Source organism: Aquimarina macrocephali JAMB N27 (genome assembly GCF_000520995.1).
GTDB lineage: Bacteria > Bacteroidota > Bacteroidia > Flavobacteriales > Flavobacteriaceae > Aquimarina > Aquimarina macrocephali.
Window position 1 is genome coordinate 34,372 of sequence record NZ_JACA01000027.1, and the last position, 22,139, is coordinate 56,510.

Here is a 22,139-nt window from a genome sequence, read left to right on the forward strand (position 1 = left end):
AATCTATTTTTTTTTAAAATGTTAAATTAACACCCAGTGTATATACCTTTGACGGTGGTGCAGAATAAAAAGTACTACCCACGTTAGTATTAGTATTATTATCATCATTAGTTGATTCTGGGTCATATCCTCTAAAATCTGTAAAAGTTAGAAGGTTTAATCCAGCCACATAGAGTCTTATCTTACTCATTCCTAATTTATCCAATGCACTTTGTGGCAGAGAATATCCAAGTGTTATATTTCTCAATCTTATAAAATCTGCATCTTGCAAATATCTAGTACTATTAGAGTGTCCATTATTTAAAAATAGTCTTGCTTGAGGTACATCTGTTATATCTCCTGGGTTTTGCCATCTATTCTCATAAATATATACATCTTGATTATCTAAACCGTTTCCAAAACCTGTTTCTTGATATTGTCCAGCACCATTAAATACCTGGGCGCCCCATTGTCCTTGAAAAGTAAAAGAAAAATCAATTGTTTTGTAATTCAGTGTACTTGTGAAACCTCCAAACAAATCCGGGTTAGGATTTCCGGCAATAATTCGTTCTGCCTGCGAAAAATCGTTAGTCCTGTCTCTATTTATTGTACCATCGGCATTTGTCGTGTTCAAAATATATTCTGCATCACCATTATCTGGATTTACACCTGCATATTCTACCATATAAAAAGAGTTGATAGCTTCTCCTTCTCGAAGAATATTTTGACCTGTGATCAAATCATCACCATTTGGTAAACTAACAATTTCATTTTTATTTGTAGCAATATTAAAACTCGTCTCCCATGTAAGGTTATCGGTCTGAATATTTACTGTATTTAACACGAATTCAAAACCTTTATTTTCTAGATTTCCAATATTTTTAAGTATCCCCGCATTATTAGGAGCACCAGTTTCATAAGGAAGTCGCTGATTAAATATCAAATCATCTGTCTTTTTAATATAATAATCAACTTCACCAGTTATTCTATTATTTAAAAATCCAAAATCAAGTCCGAAATTTTGTTGTGCAGTTTCTTCCCATTTTAAATCAGGGTTGTCTATTTGCGTAAAAGCAATACCAGAAACACCTCCATAATTAGTACCTCCATATAGGGCTAAAGATCCAAAATTGGCGATAGGAGTATTACCATTAACCCCCCAACTGGCTCTAAGTTTTAGATTAGATAATATACTGGAGTCTTGTAAAAAGTTTTCTTCAGACACAATCCAACCTACCGAAACTGCAGGGAAAAATGCATTTCTTTGATCCTTACCAAATCGAGATGATGAATCACGACGAAGAGTAGCATTTATAAGATATCTCTTTTTATAGTCATATGATGCCCTAGCAAAATAAGCAATCTGTGCCCAATTTGTAAAAGTACCTGTACCAGCAGAAATTGTTGCTGCACTAGAAACAGATCTAAAACTATCTGTAGGAAAGCCATCTCCTGTTACCGAATTAGCTCTGTTTTTTAATCGAGTATAAGTCATACCAAAAACAAAATTTAGACTAGATGCTCCCCCGGATGAATAATCATATGTAAAATAATTATTAGTAGATAATATTTCTGTACCATTATCCGAAGCAAAACTCTGTCCATTTGTAGATTGAAATGGTGCTAATCTACCTGTATTTCTATCAACTGTTTGATATAAATAGTCATAACCAAACTCTGATCTCAAAGTTAACGATGGTAAGATATTTATATCTCCAAACACCTTCGATAAAATTCTTCTAATAGAAGTTTTACGAAATGAGTGTTTATCCTGCAATAAGAAATTAGCATATAATGTTCTGGTACCTGTACCATTAGTACCATTTGGCTCACCACTTAATAGATGTGATGGTGATGTAGGTACTTGCGCAATAACTTGCAAAGGTGTAACAAATGCATTATCCCCTGCAATCCTATCAATCACAGTACTGGAGTAACTTGCATTTACACCAACCTTAAGGTTTTTACTAACATTGTGGTCAATATTAGCCCTCATGCTGTAACGCTTTAGACTATTACTTCTAATAATACCTTCTGAATCATTAGTTGATCCAGATATAAAACTTACCGTTTTTTCATTTCCACCAGAAATGGATACATTAACATCATTAATGTAGCTATCTTGAAAAGCTTCTTCTTGCCAATCTGTATCAATATTTCTCCAATCCTGATCACCTTCATATCTTGGCAATCTATTATCTACCCAATCATCGGCTGCAACCTGATCTCCAAATCTGTTGAATGCAGATTCTCGAAGTAATTCTTCATACTGGCTCGCATTTAACCAATCTCTTTTGTTTGTTGGTTTTCCAAACGCTGTAGAAAGATCAACAGAAACCTGTGATTTACCTTGTTTACCTCTTTTGGTTGTAATCAGTATAACTCCATTTGTACCTTTTGCTCCATAAATAGCTGTAGCAGATGCATCTTTTAAAATATCAATTGACGCAATATCATTTGGATTTACTGTCAATAATGGGTTCAAATTTGCACCAATCGAGGATGTATTTCTATTATTCATCTCAATCCCATCAATAACATATAATGGTTCCTGAGAAGCCGATATTGAAGAAAGACCTCTAATAATCACTTTTACACCACCTTCTAACTTACCATTAATTTGTGTGATTTGCACCCCTGGAGCCTTAGCTATTAATGCATTTTGTACACTAGGTGTAGAAATACCTCCAATTTGACCTGACTCAATTTTTGATACATTACCAGTTAACAATCGTTTTGATTGAGTACCAAATCCAACCACAACTACTTCTTCTAGCACTCCTACTGCTTCCTTAAGCACTACATTAATTTGATTTTGCCCCGATACAGTTATCTGTTGGGTAACAAAACCTAAATACGAATACACAAGTACTTCGCCTGTCTCGACATTAATTGTGTATTGCCCGTCAAAATCTGTTTGTGTACCTGTGGATTTACCTTGTATTAAAATGTTAACCCCAGGTAATGGCAGCCCTCCTTCTCCCTGAACTGTTCCAGAGATTTGTTGTTGGGCGCACATCATGCCCGATATTAAAAAAGCGAGCATAAATAGTTTGTAATGATGTAACCTCATAAATAGAATTTTTAAAAAGATTAAACTTAAATAGTTAGTTTTATCACAAAAGGAAGAAGAGAATCATGTGTATAATTACGCTTACGTTTTTACGAATTCTAATAAAATTTCATAAAAAAACAACATATACTTAATTTATCTATTCTTTTGTTTATGATATCATAAATATAAGGATTGTTTATTAACAATCCTTAATTTTTTAAAAATACCCTGTATACTGAAAGTGATTTAAATATTAAAATCAACCTCAGAGATCATATTTTTAGTTAAAAAAACATGTTTTTTTACAAGTAAAAAATCAATATGTAATAGAATTTGAGAAATAATAAACCATCTGATCTAAAAAAATGTAGAAAATGACAGATTTTAAAAAATAAGTGCCACTATTTAGCTTTCTTAGAAGATATTCACACCTACAATAGGTCTATTATTTTCTTTTTTTTTTGATTCCAAATAATGAGATCATTTTGTGGTATATCCTGCTGTTTTTTTAAACAAAGAGATCGATGATTAAGATTGAGAAAAGCGCACGTCTTCAAAAAGAAAAGAATTTATCTTTTACCAAAGATACCTGCACTATGCAACAAACCGCTTTAAATATTCTGAGGGAGTAATTTGGTTATATTTTTTAAAGGATTTATTAAAAGTAACTTTATTATTAAAGCCTACTTCATAGGCTACATCAATAATATTAAAACCTTTATATCTTTCTCCTTTTAAAATCTCTTTGGCTTCTTCTATTCGATATTTATTAATTAATTCGAAAAAATTAAGTCCAAAATGTTCATTTATAATCTGAGAAGTATTGTGTCTTGTAGTGTCTAGCAATAGTGAAACTCCATGAAGGGTAATATCATTTTGCTTATATATTTTATCTTCTTTTAATAAATACAACAACTTCACCTTAAGCTCTAACGACAAACTGGGTGTTAGTCCTGATTTTTCGTATTTATTATTTTTATTTTTTGGTTCTCTTTCCTCTTCTTCCGATTTTACTATTCTTAACTTCCCAAGTAGTGAAGGTTGAACAAATGCAGAATAGCTAACATATAGTACCATACTTGCCAATGAGATTACCTGCATATTAAACAAAAATCCGTTACCTAAATGTAATATATTTAAAAAACCATATATAGCATATGACAATATATATATGGCACAAAATATCATAATATTCTGTTGCCAGTTAAGTAACTTTTTAGAAAAATAAAGTCCTTTTTTAACAGTCTGAATATGAACCTTGACCATTAAAACACCATAAACTAACAATGATATTAGCTTAGAAACCGAAATTAAAGTAAGATATGGTCTTTCATAATGTATTACCATTCTAAGTTTTTCTTCTGCAGGCAATAAATAAACAGGTAATAACAAAATTATCAGAAACACGGTAGGTAATAAATGTAATAGATCCAGAGGCTTTAATCTATAGTTTTGTGACGCTCTCTTAAAATAAAAATATATAATAGGGCCGTATAATAATCCAAACGTAGAAAACATAAACAATGAATGCGGCCAATAATATTCATAATTCATAAAATATAATCCCAAATGAGCCATAAAGCATGAATTCAGGAGTACAAAAATACTCATCAAGAAACTAGCTGTTTTATCTGTACCTCTCCGAAAATTTAACACAATGGCTATAAAGAAACCTACAAAGGAAATATAAAAGCAGAAGATAGCTAACCAACCGAACTGCTTCAAATACTTATCTGCGAGTTCCTTATGAGATTCTGATGTACTTATTTGATCAAAATTACTATGACCAACAAAGGTAACATCAAGAGTAGATCCAATATATTTTTCAATAAATTTACAAGCTAATTTTGGCTGATCAATTTTAGCATAAGTGAATGCTAATTCTTTGTATATACCAGTAGAGTCTACTACTTTTTCTTTTATTGTAGCTTGATCAGTCTCTGTAGCTACTACAAAATCTGTTCTATTAGAAAATAACAGCTTATAGGAATCCGCATCCTCATTTTTCTCACTTGTTTCAATAAAGAAACAATATCCCTTTGAAGGAATGGATAAAATAAAGATGAAAAACAAGCATGTTAATATTGTTTTTCTTTGAGTTAGCCTCACGATTGATTGATGATGAATTTAACGCCTAATTTACGATTTCTTTCTGTTAAAAAACTGTTATAGAAGGGTGTCCCGATAATATTTTACCAAAAAAACCAGTGTTTACAGGCTTTTCGAGGTAATAAAAAATATTATAAAATAAGTGAAAACCGTAAGAAAAAAACACAAAAACAGTATTCTTACATCCATTTATTATCAAAAAACTTAGTCATTACTATGTTTCAAAATATAAAGTAAGAAAATTTTGATAAGAATATGAGATTATATGGTTTTCAAACCGACTATACGCATTGGTTATTGTTTTTTTGCTTCTTCCCAAAAAACATCCATTTCGGTAAGTGTCATATCTCCAAGATTCTTATTATTTTCTTTTGCTTTTGACTCCAGGTACTGAAACCGTTTTATAAACTTTTTATTAGTACGCTCTAACGAATCTTCTGGGTTTACCTTAAGAAAACGGGCATAATTAATCATAGAGAAAAGAACATCTCCAAATTCTGATTCTATCTTATCCTGATCTTGCACTTCGATTTCGTGTTGTAATTCGTCAAGTTCTTCTTTAAGCTTATCAAATACCTGGTATGGTTCTTCCCAGTCAAACCCCACTCCAGCTACTTTATCCTGAATCCTACTCGCCTTTACCATTGCCGGTAAAGATTGAGGAACTCCTTCGAGAACGCTATTTTTCCCTTCTTTAAGCTTTAAGTTTTCCCAATTGCGTTTTACATCTTCTTCATCGGTAACGGTAACATCTCCATATATATGAGGGTGTCTATGAATTAGTTTTTCACAAATCTCATTAGCTACATCTGCAATATCAAAAGCTTTTGTCTCACTACCGATTTTAGCATAAAAGATGATATGTAGTAATAAATCACCAAGCTCTTTTTTCACTTCTTCAAGGTTATTATCCAGAATTGCATCACCTAGCTCATATGTCTCTTCTATAGTTAAATGCCTTAAAGATTGAAGCGTTTGTTTTTTGTCCCATGGACATTGCTCTCGAAGCTCATCCATGATCGTTAGCAATCTATCAAAAGCCTGAAGCTGATCTTCTCTTGAGTTCATTTATGTTTTTATTTCAAAAGTAATGTTTTATCAAAAATTAGGTTTAGTTTTAATATATTATAATTTTACCTCTCTAAAAAACGTATCTTAATGACACGAATGTCCCAAAAAAAAATTCTTTTCGCTTGTATACCTGCAGACGGTCATTTTAATCCTATGACAGCTATAGCTATTCATCTAAAAACAAAAGGGTATGATGTAAGATGGTATACTGGGGAGGGCTATAAAAACACACTACACAGAATAGGGATACCTTATTTACCGTTCCAAAATGCGCAGGAGCTTAAAATTGAGGAGATAGATAAAATGTATCCAGATCGAAAAATGCTAAAAGGAATCGCACATATTAAGTTCGATATTATTAATCTGTTTATTAATAGAATGAAAGGGTACTATGAAGATATCGCAGAGATACATCAAGTTTTTCCGTTTGATATTTTGGTATGTGACAACACTTTTCCCGGGTCTATTGTTAAGAAAAAACTTAATATCCCAATTGCTAGTATAGGAGTTGTGCCTTTAGCACTTTCTGCACCTGATCTTCCATTATACGGCATTGGTCATCAGCCTGCTACAACTTTTTTCGGTAAGAGAAAACAGAACTTTATAAAACTAATGGCAGATAAACTCATTTTTGATGAAACAAAAGTAGTATATAATCAATTATTACGCTCATTGGATTTATCCGAAGAAGAAAATCTAACTATTTTTGATATAGCTCCATTACAATCGGATGTTTTTTTGCAAAACGGAATTCCTGAGATCGATTATCCAAGGTATAGTCTTCCCGAATCCATAAAATACGTTGGAGCACTACAAGTACAGACCAACAATAACAACAATCAAAAGTTAAAAAAGGACTGGAGTGCTATTTTAGATACGTCAAAAAAAATCATATTAGTATCTCAGGGAACCGTAGAAAAAAATCTTGACAAGCTTATTATTCCTTCTTTAGAAGCTTTTAAAGACTCAGATTACATAGTACTGGTAGCTACTGGTTATACCGACACTAAAGGTTTACAAAAACGATACCCTCAGCAGCATTTTTATATCGAAGATTTCATAGCCTATGATGCTGTAATGCCACATATAGATGTCTTTATCATGAATGGAGGATATGGCAGTGCTTTACTAAGTATTAAACACGGTGTACCAATGATTACCGCTGGGGTTAACGAAGGTAAAAATGAAATCTGTTCCCGAATGGATTATTCTGGAGTCGGTATTGATCTAAAAACAGAAAAACCACGAGCAGTCACAATACAAAATGCAACTGAAAGAATATTAGGTACAGATAAATATTTAGACACTATACAGAAAATACAACAGCGTATGAATTCTTATAACACATTAGATATCTGCGAACAACATATCTCCCGTCTTATTTCAGAATAAAAAAGGCTTTTATAATGTAATATTGTTCATTTTATGGTGTACAATATCAAACTCTCTGATCATGTCTTCTAGTATTGTGGCTACAGGTTTAATATCATGAATTAATCCTGATACTTGTCCAATCTCTAATTCTCCTTCGGTAAGATCTCCTTCAAACATACCTCGTTTTGCTCTGGCACGCCCTAACAATGTTTTTAACTCATCTACCGAAGGTGCAGTAGCATATAACGCTGCTACATCTTGATAAAATTTATTTTTAAGCATTCTAACCGGTGCTAGCTCTTTTAGAGTAAGCTGCGTATCGCCTTCTTTTGCTTCAACCACCATATTTTTAAAATCGATATGTGAAGATGCTTCGTCACTTGCTACAAAACGGCTTCCTACCTGAACTCCATCTGCTCCCAACGCCATAACGGCATACATAGCTGCTCCTGTAGCAATACCTCCTGCTGCAATTAAAGGAATATTTATCTTTTCTTTTACCATAGGAATCAATGCTAATGTAGTTGTCTCATCTCTTCCATTATGCCCTCCTGCTTCAAATCCTTCTGCCACCACAGCATCAACACCCGCATCCTGCGCTTTTAAAGCAAACTTAAGACTACTTACTACATGCACTACCGTAATTCCTTTTTCTTTAAGATATGATGTATATGTTTTTGGGTTTCCGGCAGAGGTAAATACTATTTTCACGCCCTCCTCGATGATGATTTGTATAATCTCATCCAAATTGGGATATAACATTGGAATATTAACTCCAAAAGGCTTACTGGTTGCTTTTTTACATTTTTGAATATGATCTCTAAGCACATCCGGATACATAGACCCCGATCCTATAAGTCCTAATCCTCCTGAGTTACTTACTGCGCTTGCTAACCTCCAACCACTTGCCCATATCATCCCTCCTTGAATTATAGGGTATTGAATATTAAATAGTTCTTTAATTTTATTCATACTATATAAATATGTATAATTTAATTCTTATGAAATCACTCCTGACCCAACTAATTCGTCTTCGATATACCAAGCTACAAATTGACCCTCGGTTATTGCACTTTGATCATTTTCAAAAACAACATACACTCCAGAATCAACCATATATAGTGTAGCTTTCTCTAACGGTTGTCTATACCGAATTCTCGCCATCACTTCCAACTCTTCATCCACCACAAGCTTAAGATCGTCTCTCACCCAATGTAATTCTTCTCTAGCTATAAATAAAGCTTTCCTATATAGCCCAGGATGTCTTTTTCCCTGACCAGTATAAATAGTGTTTGTATTTACATCTGTTTCTATTACAAAAAGAGGTTCTGGTGTACCACCAACAGCCAAACCTTTACGTTGCCCTTTAGTATAATAATGTGCTCCCTGATGCTTTCCTACCACCTTACCTTCATTAATATCATAAGAGTATTTATTAGATAAAAATTCTAATTCGTCTCTTTTGGAAGCAAATTGTGGGCGTTCTCGCTGATATTTTTTTTCTGAAGGAGATATTTCAATAATATTTCCTTGTTTTGGTTGTAATTTTTGCTGAAGAAATTCTGGCAACCTAACTTTTCCAATAAAGCATAACCCCTGAGAATCTTTTTTATTTGCGGTTACTAAATCTTGTGCTTTGGCAATATCTCTAACTTCGGGTTTCAGCAATTCACCTACAGGGAAAAGCGTTTTTGCCAGTTGCTCCTGAGATAGTTGACATAGAAAATAGGATTGATCTTTATTAGGATCTTTCCCTTCCAATAATCGATGTACTTCTTTACCATCTTTTATAACAGTATCCTTTCTACAATAATGACCTGTAGCCACATAATCTGCTCCAAGAGATAATGCTATTTTTAGGAAAACATCAAATTTGATTTCACGATTACATAATACATCCGGATTAGGTGTACGTCCTTTTTCATATTCATTGAACATATAATCAACTATACGTTCTTTATACTCTTCACTTAGATCAACAGTCTGAAATGGAATTCCTAATTTTTCTGCCACTAGCAATGCATCATTACTATCATCTAGCCAAGGACATTCATCAGATACTGTGACCGAGTCATCATGCCAGTTTTTCATAAACAAGCCAATAACTTCATACCCCTGCTCTTTAAGCAAATATGCTGCTACACTAGAATCAACTCCTCCTGATAATCCTACGATTACTCTCTTCATCAAAAATGCTTTATTTAATCGTTTAAAATTTTATGCAAAAGTAATAAATAAAAAAAGCAATGCTAGCGCAATGCTTTATGGTTTTATCTATACCGGTATTTTATATATCAATCTTAAAATCCTCTTTTTTGAACCGGAAATAATTTTTGTTCAGAGAGCTTTCCATCTTTATAGTAGTTCCAGATACCATCTTTACGACCTCTTTTATAACTCCCTTCGATAATCAACACTCCACTTATATCATAATACTTAGTAACTCCGTGTAATTGGTCATTTTCATAGGTAAATTCCTTTATTATCACACCCGTATCAGAATACATAGTCCTCTTTCCGTTTTGTTTACCATCGATATATGAAGCTTTCTCGGTTAACTGGCCATTTTCGAAATAAGTAAGCTGTTCTCCATTTAATTTTCCAGATTGGTATTGTTCGGTCATCATGATCTTATCAGATTCATTATGGTAATATTTCCATAACCCTATACGATCTTTACCAATCATCTGGCCCAGACTTATTACTTTTCCTTTTTGGGTAAAATATTTTACATTAACAGTATCATTATTTTTTGAAAACGTTTTAATTGCTGTAGGAAATTCTCCATTAATAGGTTTGTAAAATTTAAACTCCCCTATTTCTTTCCCGTGATCAAAAGTTCCTTCATAACGAAGCTGATCACTATCTTTATATTTTTTCTGCCATTTACCATGTCGCTTACCATTAGCATCATAGCCATTATATTTTTGACCTAAAGCGGAGAAACATATAAGAAAAGATAAACTACAAAATAAAAATATACTTCGCATAACTACTATTTAATTTGGGACATTATTTCAACGAACCTAATCTCCAAAAAGTATACCAATATTATAAAATCAAATTCAAAAAACGAAGTTTAAAGCACAAAAAAGCCCCTAAAAAAAGGAGCTTTTCTAAAATGTATAAGCAATAAGGTTATTTCTTTTGCCCTTTTTGCTGTTCCGCCTGCTCCATTAATTCTTTCATTTTTTTCTGGAACTTACCTTGCTTCTTAGGTTTCTTCTTGTTTTCTTGAATTTTGGCATGGATCTTATCTTCATCAATAATTACGTTTTTAATAACCAACATAATTCCGATAGTAATCAAGTTAGAAATAAAATAGTACAATGATAACCCACTTGCATAGTTATTAAAGAAAAACAACATCATTAATGGGGATAAATACATAATAAATTTCATGTTAGGCATCCCTGGTTGTTGCGTTTGCATGGTTTGCCCTGTAGTCATCATCATGTAGATAAATATAGCTACCGATGCCAGTATAGGAAACAAACTAATATGATCTCCATAAAAAGGAATCGTAAATGGCAGCTCTGCTATAGTATCATAACTAGATAAATCATCTGCCCATAAGAAACTTTTTTGTCGTAATTGAAATGCACTTGGAAAGAAGTTAAACAAGGCATAAAAAACAGGAATCTGCATTACTGCCGGCAAACAACCACTCATAGGATTAACACCTGCCTTACCATAAAGAGCCATTGTTTCTTGCTGCTTCTTCATTGCATTATCCTTATGCTTCTCATTAATCTCTGTAATCTCTGGGCGTAAAACTTTCATTTTAGCCTGCGACAAGTATGACTTATATGTAACTGGAGATAAGATGATACGTACAATTATAGTCATTACCACAATTGCAATACCATAAGGAAGAAATCCACTTAAAAATCCAAAAAACGGAATAAATAAATATTTATTTATTATTCCGAAAATACCCCAACCCAGAGGCACTATTTCATCAAGGTTACGGTCATAAGTATTTAAAATTCTATAATCGGTAGGACCATAATACCAATCCATGGTATAATTAAGTTCTCCTCCTTGCAACTCTAAAGGAATAGAGGCCGAAAACTCTTTGGTCACTTTTATATCTTTATCATCCAACTCACTTGAGTTGGCTATATTCTTAGAGGTAAAAGATGCTTTTTTGAACGGAGTATCTGTTAGAAGTACAGAGGTAAAGAAATGTTGTTTAAAAGCTATCCAACTCACATCTTGCTCTTCGTCATCTGCAAACTCTCCTTGCCCTAAATAATCATCTTTATCACCATCATATTCGTATGAAACCTCGGTATATCGATTTTCATATGCTGCACTTTTTGCATGTCTTATTCCTTGCAGTTGCCAATCTAGGTTTACTGTCTGACCACTATTAATTACTTGTTGCAACCCTTGAGATCGAATAGTAAAATCGACCATATACTCATTTGGTTTCAATTCGTATCGATACTCTAGAAATTTGGTATTAGAAACCTTAAGTTTCATAGACAGAACTGTATTCTCTCCATTTTTGGATACCGAAGGTTCAAAAAATAAATCTTTTGTATTTAAAATTCTATTGTCTGTGGTTCCAAAATTAATATTGAAAGAAGCATTCTTCCCATCTTTAATCAAATATACCGGAACAGAATCATAGGTTTTAAAGTTTTTTAACAATGCTTCCGAGATATATCCCCCTCTATTATTAACCTTAAGACTTAAAACCTCATTTTCGACCTTTGTAAATTCATCTTTGGCCGAAGGCAAGCTAGCAGAATATGAAAATGCACCCAATTGTGATTTTGCATTAGATAATGCAACAGAATCCTGAGGGTTTGCTACGATAGCTTCGCTTTCCTTTACAAAATCTGTAGTTTTTTCCTTGTCTGTTTTTTTCTCAGACTCTAGTTCTTCTTTTTTAGCTTTTTCTGCCTCAATTTCTTCAGGAGTTGGTTGATTTAGATAGAACATCCAAACGATGATTCCAAAAATAAGTGCAAATCCAATTATCGAATTAAGATCAAATTTCTTTTCTTCCATGTATTGATGTATAAAAAGCCTTTATCTGATGACTCAGAAAGGCTTTTAAAATTATATATATATTGTTATTCGTTGTCAATTATCTAGCCAATTACAATCCTTGTGACACTTTGGCACTCTTATCCTTTTTTGAATATTCAACAGCTGCTCTTATAAAAGCAATAAACAAAGGGTGCGGATTTGCAACTGTACTCTTATATTCTGGATGATATTGAACCCCTACAAACCATGGATGATCTGGGATTTCTACAATTTCTACCAATCCTGTTTTTGGGTTAATTCCTGTAGTCCTAAGTCCTGCTTTTTCTAATTGCTCTTTGTAATTGTTGTTATACTCATATCTATGACGATGACGTTCTGCTATCATTGATTTCCCATATGCTTCTAACACTTTACTGTTCTCCATCAATTCACAATCCCAAGAACCTAATCGCATAGTACCTCCCATATCCGTAATACTCTTCTGCTCTTCCATAATATCAATTACAGGATGTGGTGTATTTTTATCTACTTCTACAGAAGAAGCTTCTTTTATTCCTAAAACATTACGAGAGTACTCAATAACCGCCATTTGCATCCCTAAACAAATTCCGAAAAACGGAAGTTTGTTTTCTCTTGCATATTGTACTGCTTTTATTTTTCCTTCTGTCCCACGTTCTCCAAATCCAGGAGCTACTAAAATCCCATCTAAATGAGCTATTTTATTTTCTATTGTATCCTTAGTAATGTATTCTGAATGTATACTTACTACATTTACTTTTACTTCATTCTCTGCTCCTGCATGAATAAAAGATTCTAAAATTGATTTATAAGAATCTTGTAATTCTACATATTTACCTATAAGCCCTATAGTGACCTGGCATTTTGGGTTTTTATGTCTTTGTAAAAAATCATTCCATTTCTCCAAATTAGGCTCGTCGTCATCCTGAAGAAGTAGTTGTTTAAGTACTACTTTATCCAAGCCTTCTTCTAACATCAAATTAGGTACATCATAGATTGTTGACGCATCGATAGATTCTATTACTGCTTCTTGTCGAACATTACAGAAAAGTGCTAATTTTCTTCTTAAATCATCAGAAAGTTCATGCTCTGTTCTACATACCAGAATATCTGCTTTTATCCCACTTTCCATCAATGTTTTCACACTATGCTGGGTTGGTTTTGTCTTTAATTCTCCTGCTGCCGATAGATAAGGGATTAAGGTTAAATGAATAACCAAAGCATTAGCATCTCCAAGTTCCCATTTTAATTGACGTACAGCTTCTATATACGGTAAAGATTCTATATCACCAACGGTTCCCCCTATTTCGGTAATCACAATATCATAATTTCCACTTTTTCCCAGAATCTGAATTCTTTCTTTGATTTCATTGGTTATATGTGGAACGACCTGAACTGTTTTTCCTAAAAATTCTCCTCGTCTTTCCTTTTGGATAACACTTTGATATATTCTTCCTGTGGTTACATTATTGGCTTGAGAGGTTGGCGTATTCAAAAAACGCTCATAATGCCCTAAATCAAGATCAGTCTCTGCCCCATCATCGGTTACATAGCATTCACCATGTTCATATGGATTTAGTGTCCCCGGATCAACATTAATGTAAGGATCCAATTTCTGAATTGTAACCCTGTATCCTCTTGCCTGTAATAATTTTGCCAGAGAAGCTGCTATAATCCCTTTTCCTAAAGAAGAAGACACGCCTCCGGTTACAAAAATATATTTGGTATTAGCCATGTAAACTAAATATTTAGTAAGATTGTATTAAAATTTTGCGCAAAAATACAAAGAAGTCATCAAATCATACATCGAAAATCAATCAATATTATGTAACTTATCCATATTCCTTCAACAACTTAAAAATCTGAAAATGAATTCACAACATATATAAAAAATAAAATCCTGCCTCACGACAGGATTTTATCATAAAAAATTATGTTCTTATTCTTCTTCTTCAGTAACTTTCTCTTCTTCTGCTTCTGTAAAATCTGTTAATCCTTTAGATTGTAAAATATTATACCACTGAATTACCTTTTTCATATCGCTAGCATACACTCTATCTTCATCATAATCTGGTAACACTTCACTAAAATAGGCTTCTAATTTATCCTTAGATTCTTTGTGACTTATAGCTTTTTCGCCATTTTCCTTTTCGAAAATCTTTTTAAAGATCTCACGTAAAGGAACTTCTTCTGTAAATGTATAAATTGCAATTTCGCTAAGCACACTTACATTGTGTCTTATACTTACCGATAATCTTTTTCCATCTAATAAAGATTCTGCTAAAAATCCACTTCGAGTTTGTGTTTTTAACTCATATAAACCAGGTTTACCCGAAATTGCTAATATTTTATCTAAGCTCATATATTTTCATCTATTTATGATATATTCTTTTTAAAGATCAGACCTGTAATAATGCAGATCGATAAGGAGTTTACATATAAATCATTTCTACTACTATAGAAGTTCTTAAAATATGTTTATCTCTCCTTAGGGTTGGCAAATATCAGTAGTTCGTTTTAAAAAATCAAACATTTAACCAACATAAATATTTAAAAGTAGAATGCAATTATCTACCTTTTTTTAGTAACGGAAATCGCATTCTGTATTCTGAACTAATTTTTCCTTTAGAAATATTAGCTAATTTTCCTTTTATTAAACGTTTTTTAAGACTTGATAGTTTATCTGTAAACAAAATTCCTTCAATATGATCATATTCATGCTGAATTACTCTTGCTACTAACCCACCATAAGTCTCTGTATGTTCTACAAAATTCTCATCAAAATAATGAATCTTTATAGTTTCATTACGAAATACGTCCTCTCTTATATCAGGAATACTCAAACATCCTTCGGCAAAAGCCCACTCCTCACCTGTTTCTTCTAAAATAGTCGCATTAATAAACGTTTTTTTAAAGTTCTTTAACTGATCTGCTTCTTCTTTAGATAATTCTTCATCTTCAGAAAAAGGTTCTGCATCAACGATAAACAATCTAACAGGGAGTCCAATTTGAGGAGCTGCTAATCCTACTCCATGTGCATTATACATGGTCTCAAACATATTATCCAGTAACTCTGATAATTTAGGATAATCTTTGGTTATCTCTTTTCCTTTTTTCTTCAATACCGGATCTCCGTATGCTACAATGGGAAGTATCATATTTTATTTCTTATTTCTATTATTTATCGATTATACAAATAATCTTGTAATATAATCGTTGCACTTATCTGGTCTACTAATGCTTTATCTCTTCTTTTCTTTTTTGAAATACCACTAGCTATCATAGTATCAAAAGCAATTTTAGAAGTAAAGCGTTCATCAATCCTTTTTACAGGAATATCTGGAAGTAGTTTATTCAATTTTTCTAAAAAAGGTAAAATTAGTTGTTCACTTTCTGAAGCTTCTCCATGCAGCCTTTTAGGTTCTCCCACTATAAAAAGCTCTACCTCTTCCTTAGACACATAATCCTTTAGCCATGACAACAATTCTCCAGTATCGACAGTAGTCAACCCAGAAGCGATAATTTGCAATTCATCTGTAACTGCAATCCCGCAACGTTTCCCTCCATAATCAATCGCTAAAATCTGTGCCATTCATTTTTTTTGCAAAAGTATAATATTATTACAAAACTGTCCTTATTTATTAATGGTTTCCTAAAATATCTATAATCGATACTTATTTCAAAGGAAGCTATTATCTTTACCAAAATTTTTTATTCGATGAACCAACTAAAAGAAACCATAGAAAAAGCTTGGGAAAACAGAGAGCTTTTAAAAGAATCAAATACGCAAAGCGCAATACGTGAAGTAATTAGCTTGTTAGATTCTGGAAAACTTAGAGTAGCAGAACCTGTAGAAGGTGGCTGGCAAGTAAATGAATGGGTAAAAAAAGGAGTGGTATTATACTTCCCAATCCAAAAAATGGAAACCCTGGAAGCTGGAATTTTTGAATACCATGATAAAATTCCATTAAAAAAAGGATATGAAGCTAAAGGAATTCGTGTAGTTCCTAATGCTGTTGCGCGTCATGGTGCTTACATCTCTCCTGGTACTATTTTAATGCCTAGTTATGTAAATATAGGTGCCTATGTAGATCAAGGAACTATGGTAGATACATGGGCAACCGTAGGTAGTTGTGCCCAAATAGGAAAAAATGTTCACCTTAGTGGTGGTGTTGGGATTGGCGGTGTTCTAGAACCATTACAAGCTGCTCCAGTCATTATAGAAGATAATGCATTTATAGGATCCAGATGTATTGTAGTCGAAGGAGTTCGAGTAGAAAAAGAAGTTGTATTAGGTGCTAATGTAGTATTAACCGCATCTACCAAGATAATTGATGTTACAGGAAACACTCCTGTAGAAAGAAAAGGAGTTGTTCCTGCGGGTTCTGTTGTAATCCCAGGAAGTTATACTAAGAAATTTGCTGCTGGAGAATTTAATGTACCTTGCGCTTTGATTATTGGAAAACGTAAAGAAAGTACTGACAAGAAAACTTCACTTAATGATGCTCTTCGTGAATATGATGTAGCCGTATAGTGTAAAGCATGTAGAAAGAAACTTGAGCTTGTCTTCTCTTTTTTTTAGGACAAGCTCAATTATTTTGATCAATAGTATATGAAGATTTTGGTTATTCAACAAAAGATGATTGGTGATGTGCTCACAAGCACTATTATTTGTGAAGCATTACGAAAAGAATATCCTAATGCTACTATTGATTTTTTGGTGAACTCTAATACAAAATCTGTCATCACAGAAAACCCATTTTTTGACCATATTATAGAGTTTAAAAATGAATACCAAAATGATAAGAGAGCTTTTTACACCTTTTTAAAAGAAATACGAAAGTCTAAATACGATCATGTTATCGATGTATATGGAAAATTAGAAAGTAACCTCATCACTTTATTTTCTGGTGCTTCAAAGAAGGTATCCTTCTATAAATGGTACACTCAATTTTTTTACACAAAAACTATTAAAAGGAATCTTGTACCTATTACAAATGCCAGTATTGCAATAGAAAACAGATTACGTTTGGTTTTTCCTGAAAACAGAATCACTTCTGAGATTACAAGACCAAAAATATTTTTAACTAAAGAAGAAAAAGAAAAGGCTCGTGAGTTTTTAGAATCTAATGGAATTATTACCAAGACACCATTAATAATGATTAGTGTTTTGGGTAGTGAAATGAGAAAAACACTTCCTTTCGAGTATATGGCTAAAGTTATAGATGCAATTGTTAAGAATACAGAAGTAAATATTCTTTTCAATTACATTCCAAATCAGGAAAAAGATGCCCGTACAATTTATAACCTTACCATGCCTAAAACACAGAGGCATATCCATTTTGATGTATTTGCCAAAAGTTTACGAGGATTCCTTGCAATCCTCTCTCATTGTGATGCATTAATAGGTAACGAAGGAGGTGCAGTAAATATGGCCAAAGCACTTGACATACCTACTTTTACTATTTTTTCTCCCTGGATTCTTAAAAAAGATTGGAATATGTTTGAGGATGGAGAAAGACAAACATCTGTTCATTTATCAGATTATATGCCAGAGTTATTTTCAAACCAAAGTTATAAAGAACTCAAAAAGAAATCTTTAGAACTTTACCCTCACTTTAAAACAGAATTATTCATTAATCAATTGCATAATTTTTTAAGTAAAAACTTGTAATTTGCATTTTTAAAACCAAATCATCATAGAAAAAGACATTTTACATAGAGAAAAACTTACAGTTATAATCCCATGCTATAATGAAGAACACAACATTAAGGATGTATTAGAATCAGTTTCATTTGCTGATGAAATTATGGTTGTTGATTCTTACAGCACAGATAAAACGGTCGAAATTGCAAGAGAATATACCGATTTCATTATTCAAAGAAAATTTGATTATCCTTCATTTCAAAAAAATTGGGCTATTCCTCAGGCTACACACCAGTGGATATTATTAGTTGACGCAGATGAGAGAGTGACCCCTGAGCTTAAAAATGAAGTACTAGAAGTACTAAAAGATCCCGGAAAAAATAATTTTGTAGCATACTGGATAAAACGTATGAATCATTTTATGGGAGAAAGAATACTCTATAGTGGATGGCGAAATGATAAAGTTATTCGATTATTTCATAGAGATAAATGTAAATATGATGATAGACATGTACATGAAGAAATTGTTACTCCAGGTAAAATAGGGGTATTAAAAAACAAATTTTACCATAATACATACACTACTTTTGACGCTTATATCAATAAACTAAATAGATATGCTTCCTGGCAAGCAGAAGATTATGACAAAAAAACAAAACGATTAACACCATATCACTTTGTAATAAAACCGCTTTGGGCGTTTTTTAAACATTACATTATACAAAGTGGGTTTAGAGATGGTGTTCCCGGTTTAGTTATTGGTTATGTCCAGGGATATGCAGTTTTTATGCGATATGTAAAGCTTTGGTTGTTTCGACGAAATCTAAAATAACATTTAGAGATTTCTATATTTTTTCTTCCAGAAAAAGATTTTTCTTTTTAAGGCTATTTTATCATGATATTTCTTTTGAAATGCTGCGGTAAGGCTCCACATATTTTGATACATCGTTGACTCATCCTCACCGGTTAACTTAGCATATTCATTCGACATAATTGCAACCATTTCCTTTTTGGGAGTTAGTCTAGAGAAATTACGAATCCTGGTTTCCATATCTAAATCTCTAAACTCCATCCTATTTAGATCTACTAAATAAAAATCATATCCAGAGCTTGTTTTCACGATCAAAGTGTTCCCTGGAGAATGATCTAAAAATAGAATTCCCTTTTCATGAAGATCATAAGTAAATCTTGTAAAAGCTCTTAAAATGGCTTCATGATCCGGATAATCCGGTTCATGTACCAATTCTCGATAAGTAAGATCGTAATTAAGCAATTCACTAACATAATAGCTTTTTCTAAATAAAAAGAACGTAGTGTATAAATCATACGCCAACGGAAATGGGGTTTTTATGCCCAGCTCTAATAACCTATTCGCATAATTATAAGATCTTTCTGCCTTTGATTTTCTAAAAAATCTATATACAACCTGATTTATAAAATTAGGAACCTTGAATGATTTGATAGTATACTTTTGACCTTCAATCTCTACAATTTTTATAACATTGCGCTCTGCATCTCCCAATATATCATAATAATCATCAAAATGTGCTATTGTTTTCTGCACTTCGGTTTTAACTGATTTATAATCTGGGTGTATGATAAATTTACGTTGCATTCTTTATTCATAAAATAAGTTAGACAAAAGTAACTTTTTGATATAATTCTATACTACTTAGTAGTAATAAAAAATGTAAGGCACATTGTAGAAATACTTATTACGGCACTTCATCCTTTTTATAGGGCTTCAATACAAGAACAAATACGTTCTGAAAAATACCTAAGTAAATATTCCCCTTTACTCTATACCAAAAATCACATTAGAGATTTGTATATTTCATTGTATTCTAATGCTGCTGATTTCCAACTAAATTTTTCTAATTGGGTTTTAATTTTTCCTTCCATTTTAAGTCTATTAGAGTCAAAATAAGTGATTTTTGTTAAAAACACATCGGCCATATATTCAGGTTCTAATTCTTCCCAATAAAAACATGCTTCTCCTCCTATTTCTGGTAAAGAAGTTTTATTATAAAGAAAAATAGGTTTATTAAAGTTTAATGCTTCAACTACTGGTAACCCAAACCCTTCTCTGGAAGAAGGAAATACAAAAGCAAAACAATTATTAAACAGCTTCACTTTTGTTTCTTCAGATACAACACCTTTCAAAAAAACTCTTTCTGCAAGGTTATTTTCTTGAATTAAATTTTCTAAATGTAAAACATAATCGCTACTACCTTTTCCTGCAAGAATAAGTTTAAATCTTTCTGGAATGTGATTCATCATTAAGATAAGTTTCTCCAGATTTTTGTACGGTCTCATTTCCGTAATACAAAAAAGATAATCATCTGTATTCTCATCAGGATTAACTAACGAGGTTTCTTTTAAAGAATTACCATTATATATTACTTTTTGTGTTTTTGACGTGGCAACATTAAAATGTTTATTCACTTCATTTTTAGTAAAGTGTGACACAAAAACAAGTACTTGAGCTCTATCTATTTTTTTTTGAATAAAATCCTTAGTTTTCTGATCTACTGTATCCTCATAAATAAAATTAATATCATGGATAGTTAAAATATAAGGGATTTTCTTATTTAAAGGCTCAATTTTACTTAGTTGATTGGTACAATGAAATATATAATTACGTCCAAAAATACCCAACTGGCGATGTATTGAATAATAGTATTTAACAAAAATATTCTTCTGATTAAATATTGATTTATAATATCTCTTTTTAGGAGTATAAAAAATATAATTTATATCAGTATTAATAGATGAAAACGCTTTAGATAAATGATATGAAAATTGCCCAAAGCCTTTATTTAGATTTTTTAAGTAATGAAAATCTACAAATACTCTTTTATTTTTCACCTTTTTATAAATTTAGAATTCTGTTTATCCAATTATCTACCAGGTACTTTTGATAGATCTCATTTGGTATTTCTTCATATTCATTCTCAAAAAAAGATTTAGGAATTTGAATATTATTTTTATCTATTATCAAGATATTATTTGGATTATAAAAATCGTAAGTAGCAATAGCTGCATTAGTAGTTATTAGTTTTTTGCTATTCCCTAAACTTTCAAAAACTCTAAACGATAGTCCATCCTGTCCTTCTCTATGAATATCTAACAGCACATTAGAATGCGCTACTAACTCATTTACCTCTTTCATGTTTATCCGTTCTGTAACGTACTCTACACCACTTTTGGATTCAATTTTCTTTTTCCCGAAACTGATAATTTTATATGATACACCTAACCCATCTAATTTTAAGGCTATATCATCTATAAATTTAGATCGTTTACTAAATGTGCTTATATTAAAAACCTCTTGTTCTATCAGCAGGTTATTTTTGTTTTCCTTAAAAATATAATTTGTCGCAAATTTAAAATCATGCTTTTTTGAATCATTAGGTTCAAAAGTATATACCTCATCAAAAAAAGGAGCGACTAGTAATATCTTTGGTATTCTTTCTATATTATCATTAAAAAATGCTGTCAAATTTCCAGTAAATGAGCTTATATTTTTAATAATCTGAGGAAGTAAAAAATTAGCGTTAAGCATTAGGATTTTATCTTGTTTCCCGATTTCGCTCAATCGCTTAAGGATTTCTTTATTTAAGTGATTCTTTTTTATATCGTATTTAAAAAAAGTTTTTCCAATAAAATTAAAAATTCGGTGAAAAACCGTAGGATACTGATACCTAAAAGTATGAAAGTTTATATGATTAACTTCATATCCCTGCTTTTTTAGACTCTTGGTAATTTCATCGTTAATCCCCAAAACATCTAGACTAATCAGTGTTATTTTCATGTTTTAAATAATAATAGAGACAAACTTACTAAAAGTAAAGAATCATATTGCTAAAAAAGTAATTTTTA

General features: G+C 32.0%; 18 protein-coding genes. 4 read left to right on the top strand and 14 right to left on the bottom strand.

Annotation, left to right across the window (positions count from 1 at the left end):
- Window positions 1-13: 13 nt before the first annotated feature.
- From Z054_RS0116840 to mazG, 3 genes are all read right to left on the bottom strand, one after another.
- The gene (locus Z054_RS0116840; protein WP_024771215.1) at window positions 14-3,052 is read right to left on the bottom strand and encodes a SusC/RagA family TonB-linked outer membrane protein; all 3,039 of its coding nucleotides are present in this window, start codon (window positions 3,050-3,052) and stop codon (window positions 14-16) included.
- Window positions 3,053-3,628: 576 nt separating this feature from the next.
- Entirely contained in the window at window positions 3,629-5,107 is a 1,479-nt protein-coding gene (locus Z054_RS28750; RefSeq protein WP_024771216.1) for a helix-turn-helix domain-containing protein, read from the bottom strand.
- A gap of 330 nt (window positions 5,108-5,437) precedes the next feature.
- On the bottom strand, window positions 5,438-6,211 hold the full coding sequence (gene mazG, locus Z054_RS0116850; RefSeq protein WP_024771217.1) for a nucleoside triphosphate pyrophosphohydrolase: 774 nt from the start codon (window positions 6,209-6,211) through the stop codon (window positions 5,438-5,440).
- Between the two features lie 90 nt (window positions 6,212-6,301).
- On the opposite strand from mazG, the gene Z054_RS0116855 reads away from it, so the two are divergent.
- Window positions 6,302-7,606: a glycosyltransferase gene (locus tag Z054_RS0116855; RefSeq protein WP_152538591.1), complete on the top strand. Its 1,305-nt coding sequence runs from the start codon at window positions 6,302-6,304 to the stop codon at window positions 7,604-7,606.
- A 9-nt stretch (window positions 7,607-7,615) separates the two neighbouring features.
- Here Z054_RS0116855 and Z054_RS0116860 read toward each other — a convergent pair whose 3' ends face one another.
- The 8 genes from Z054_RS0116860 to ruvX form a co-directional block, all read right to left on the bottom strand.
- Entirely contained in the window at window positions 7,616-8,560 is a 945-nt protein-coding gene (locus Z054_RS0116860) for an NAD(P)H-dependent flavin oxidoreductase (RefSeq protein ID WP_024771219.1), read from the bottom strand.
- Between the two features lie 27 nt (window positions 8,561-8,587).
- The gene (gene mnmA / locus Z054_RS0116865; protein WP_024771220.1) at window positions 8,588-9,775 is read right to left on the bottom strand and encodes a tRNA 2-thiouridine(34) synthase MnmA; all 1,188 of its coding nucleotides are present in this window, start codon (window positions 9,773-9,775) and stop codon (window positions 8,588-8,590) included.
- A 113-nt stretch (window positions 9,776-9,888) separates the two neighbouring features.
- Complete coding sequence (locus Z054_RS0116870) at window positions 9,889-10,578, bottom strand: toxin-antitoxin system YwqK family antitoxin (protein ID WP_024771221.1); 690 nt, start codon at window positions 10,576-10,578, stop codon at window positions 9,889-9,891.
- Between the two features lie 148 nt (window positions 10,579-10,726).
- Window positions 10,727-12,610, bottom strand: a complete 1,884-nt coding sequence (yidC, locus tag Z054_RS0116875) for a membrane protein insertase YidC (RefSeq protein ID WP_024771222.1) — start codon at window positions 12,608-12,610, stop codon at window positions 10,727-10,729.
- A gap of 91 nt (window positions 12,611-12,701) precedes the next feature.
- On the bottom strand, window positions 12,702-14,345 hold the full coding sequence (locus Z054_RS0116880; RefSeq protein WP_024771223.1) for a CTP synthase: 1,644 nt from the start codon (window positions 14,343-14,345) through the stop codon (window positions 12,702-12,704).
- 204 nt (window positions 14,346-14,549) lie between these two features.
- Entirely contained in the window at window positions 14,550-14,972 is a 423-nt protein-coding gene (locus tag Z054_RS0116885) for a DUF5606 family protein (protein ID WP_024771224.1), read from the bottom strand.
- A 205-nt stretch (window positions 14,973-15,177) separates the two neighbouring features.
- Entirely contained in the window at window positions 15,178-15,768 is a 591-nt protein-coding gene (gene def / locus Z054_RS0116890) for a peptide deformylase (protein ID WP_024771225.1), read from the bottom strand.
- 23 nt (window positions 15,769-15,791) lie between these two features.
- Entirely contained in the window at window positions 15,792-16,202 is a 411-nt protein-coding gene (gene ruvX, locus Z054_RS0116895; protein ID WP_024771226.1) for a Holliday junction resolvase RuvX, read from the bottom strand.
- 126 nt (window positions 16,203-16,328) lie between these two features.
- Here ruvX and Z054_RS0116900 point away from each other — a divergent pair, with 126 nt between their 5' ends.
- From Z054_RS0116900 to Z054_RS0116910, 3 genes are all read left to right on the top strand, one after another.
- Window positions 16,329-17,144, top strand: coding sequence for a 2,3,4,5-tetrahydropyridine-2,6-dicarboxylate N-succinyltransferase (locus Z054_RS0116900; protein WP_024771227.1), 816 nt, complete (start codon window positions 16,329-16,331; stop codon window positions 17,142-17,144).
- Between the two features lie 78 nt (window positions 17,145-17,222).
- Window positions 17,223-18,284 carry a glycosyltransferase family 9 protein gene (locus Z054_RS0116905; protein WP_024771228.1) on the top strand — a complete coding sequence of 354 codons (1,062 nt, stop codon included), beginning with the start codon at window positions 17,223-17,225 and terminating at the stop codon, window positions 18,282-18,284.
- A gap of 37 nt (window positions 18,285-18,321) precedes the next feature.
- Window positions 18,322-19,089: a glycosyltransferase family 2 protein gene (locus tag Z054_RS0116910; RefSeq protein ID WP_035092392.1), complete on the top strand. Its 768-nt coding sequence runs from the start codon at window positions 18,322-18,324 to the stop codon at window positions 19,087-19,089.
- A 3-nt stretch (window positions 19,090-19,092) separates the two neighbouring features.
- Here Z054_RS0116910 and Z054_RS0116915 read toward each other — a convergent pair whose 3' ends face one another.
- The 3 genes from Z054_RS0116915 to Z054_RS0116925 all read right to left on the bottom strand — a co-directional run bounded on the left by Z054_RS0116915 (window position 19,093) and on the right by Z054_RS0116925 (window position 22,071).
- Window positions 19,093-19,872 (bottom strand): lipopolysaccharide kinase InaA family protein, encoded by a 780-nt coding sequence (locus Z054_RS0116915; protein WP_024771230.1) that lies wholly within the window; start codon window positions 19,870-19,872, stop codon window positions 19,093-19,095.
- Window positions 19,873-20,069: 197 nt separating this feature from the next.
- The gene (locus tag Z054_RS0116920; RefSeq protein ID WP_024771231.1) at window positions 20,070-21,125 is read right to left on the bottom strand and encodes a glycosyltransferase family 4 protein; all 1,056 of its coding nucleotides are present in this window, start codon (window positions 21,123-21,125) and stop codon (window positions 20,070-20,072) included.
- A gap of 4 nt (window positions 21,126-21,129) precedes the next feature.
- Complete coding sequence (locus tag Z054_RS0116925) at window positions 21,130-22,071, bottom strand: hypothetical protein (protein WP_024771232.1); 942 nt, start codon at window positions 22,069-22,071, stop codon at window positions 21,130-21,132.
- Window positions 22,072-22,139 lie beyond the last annotated feature (68 nt).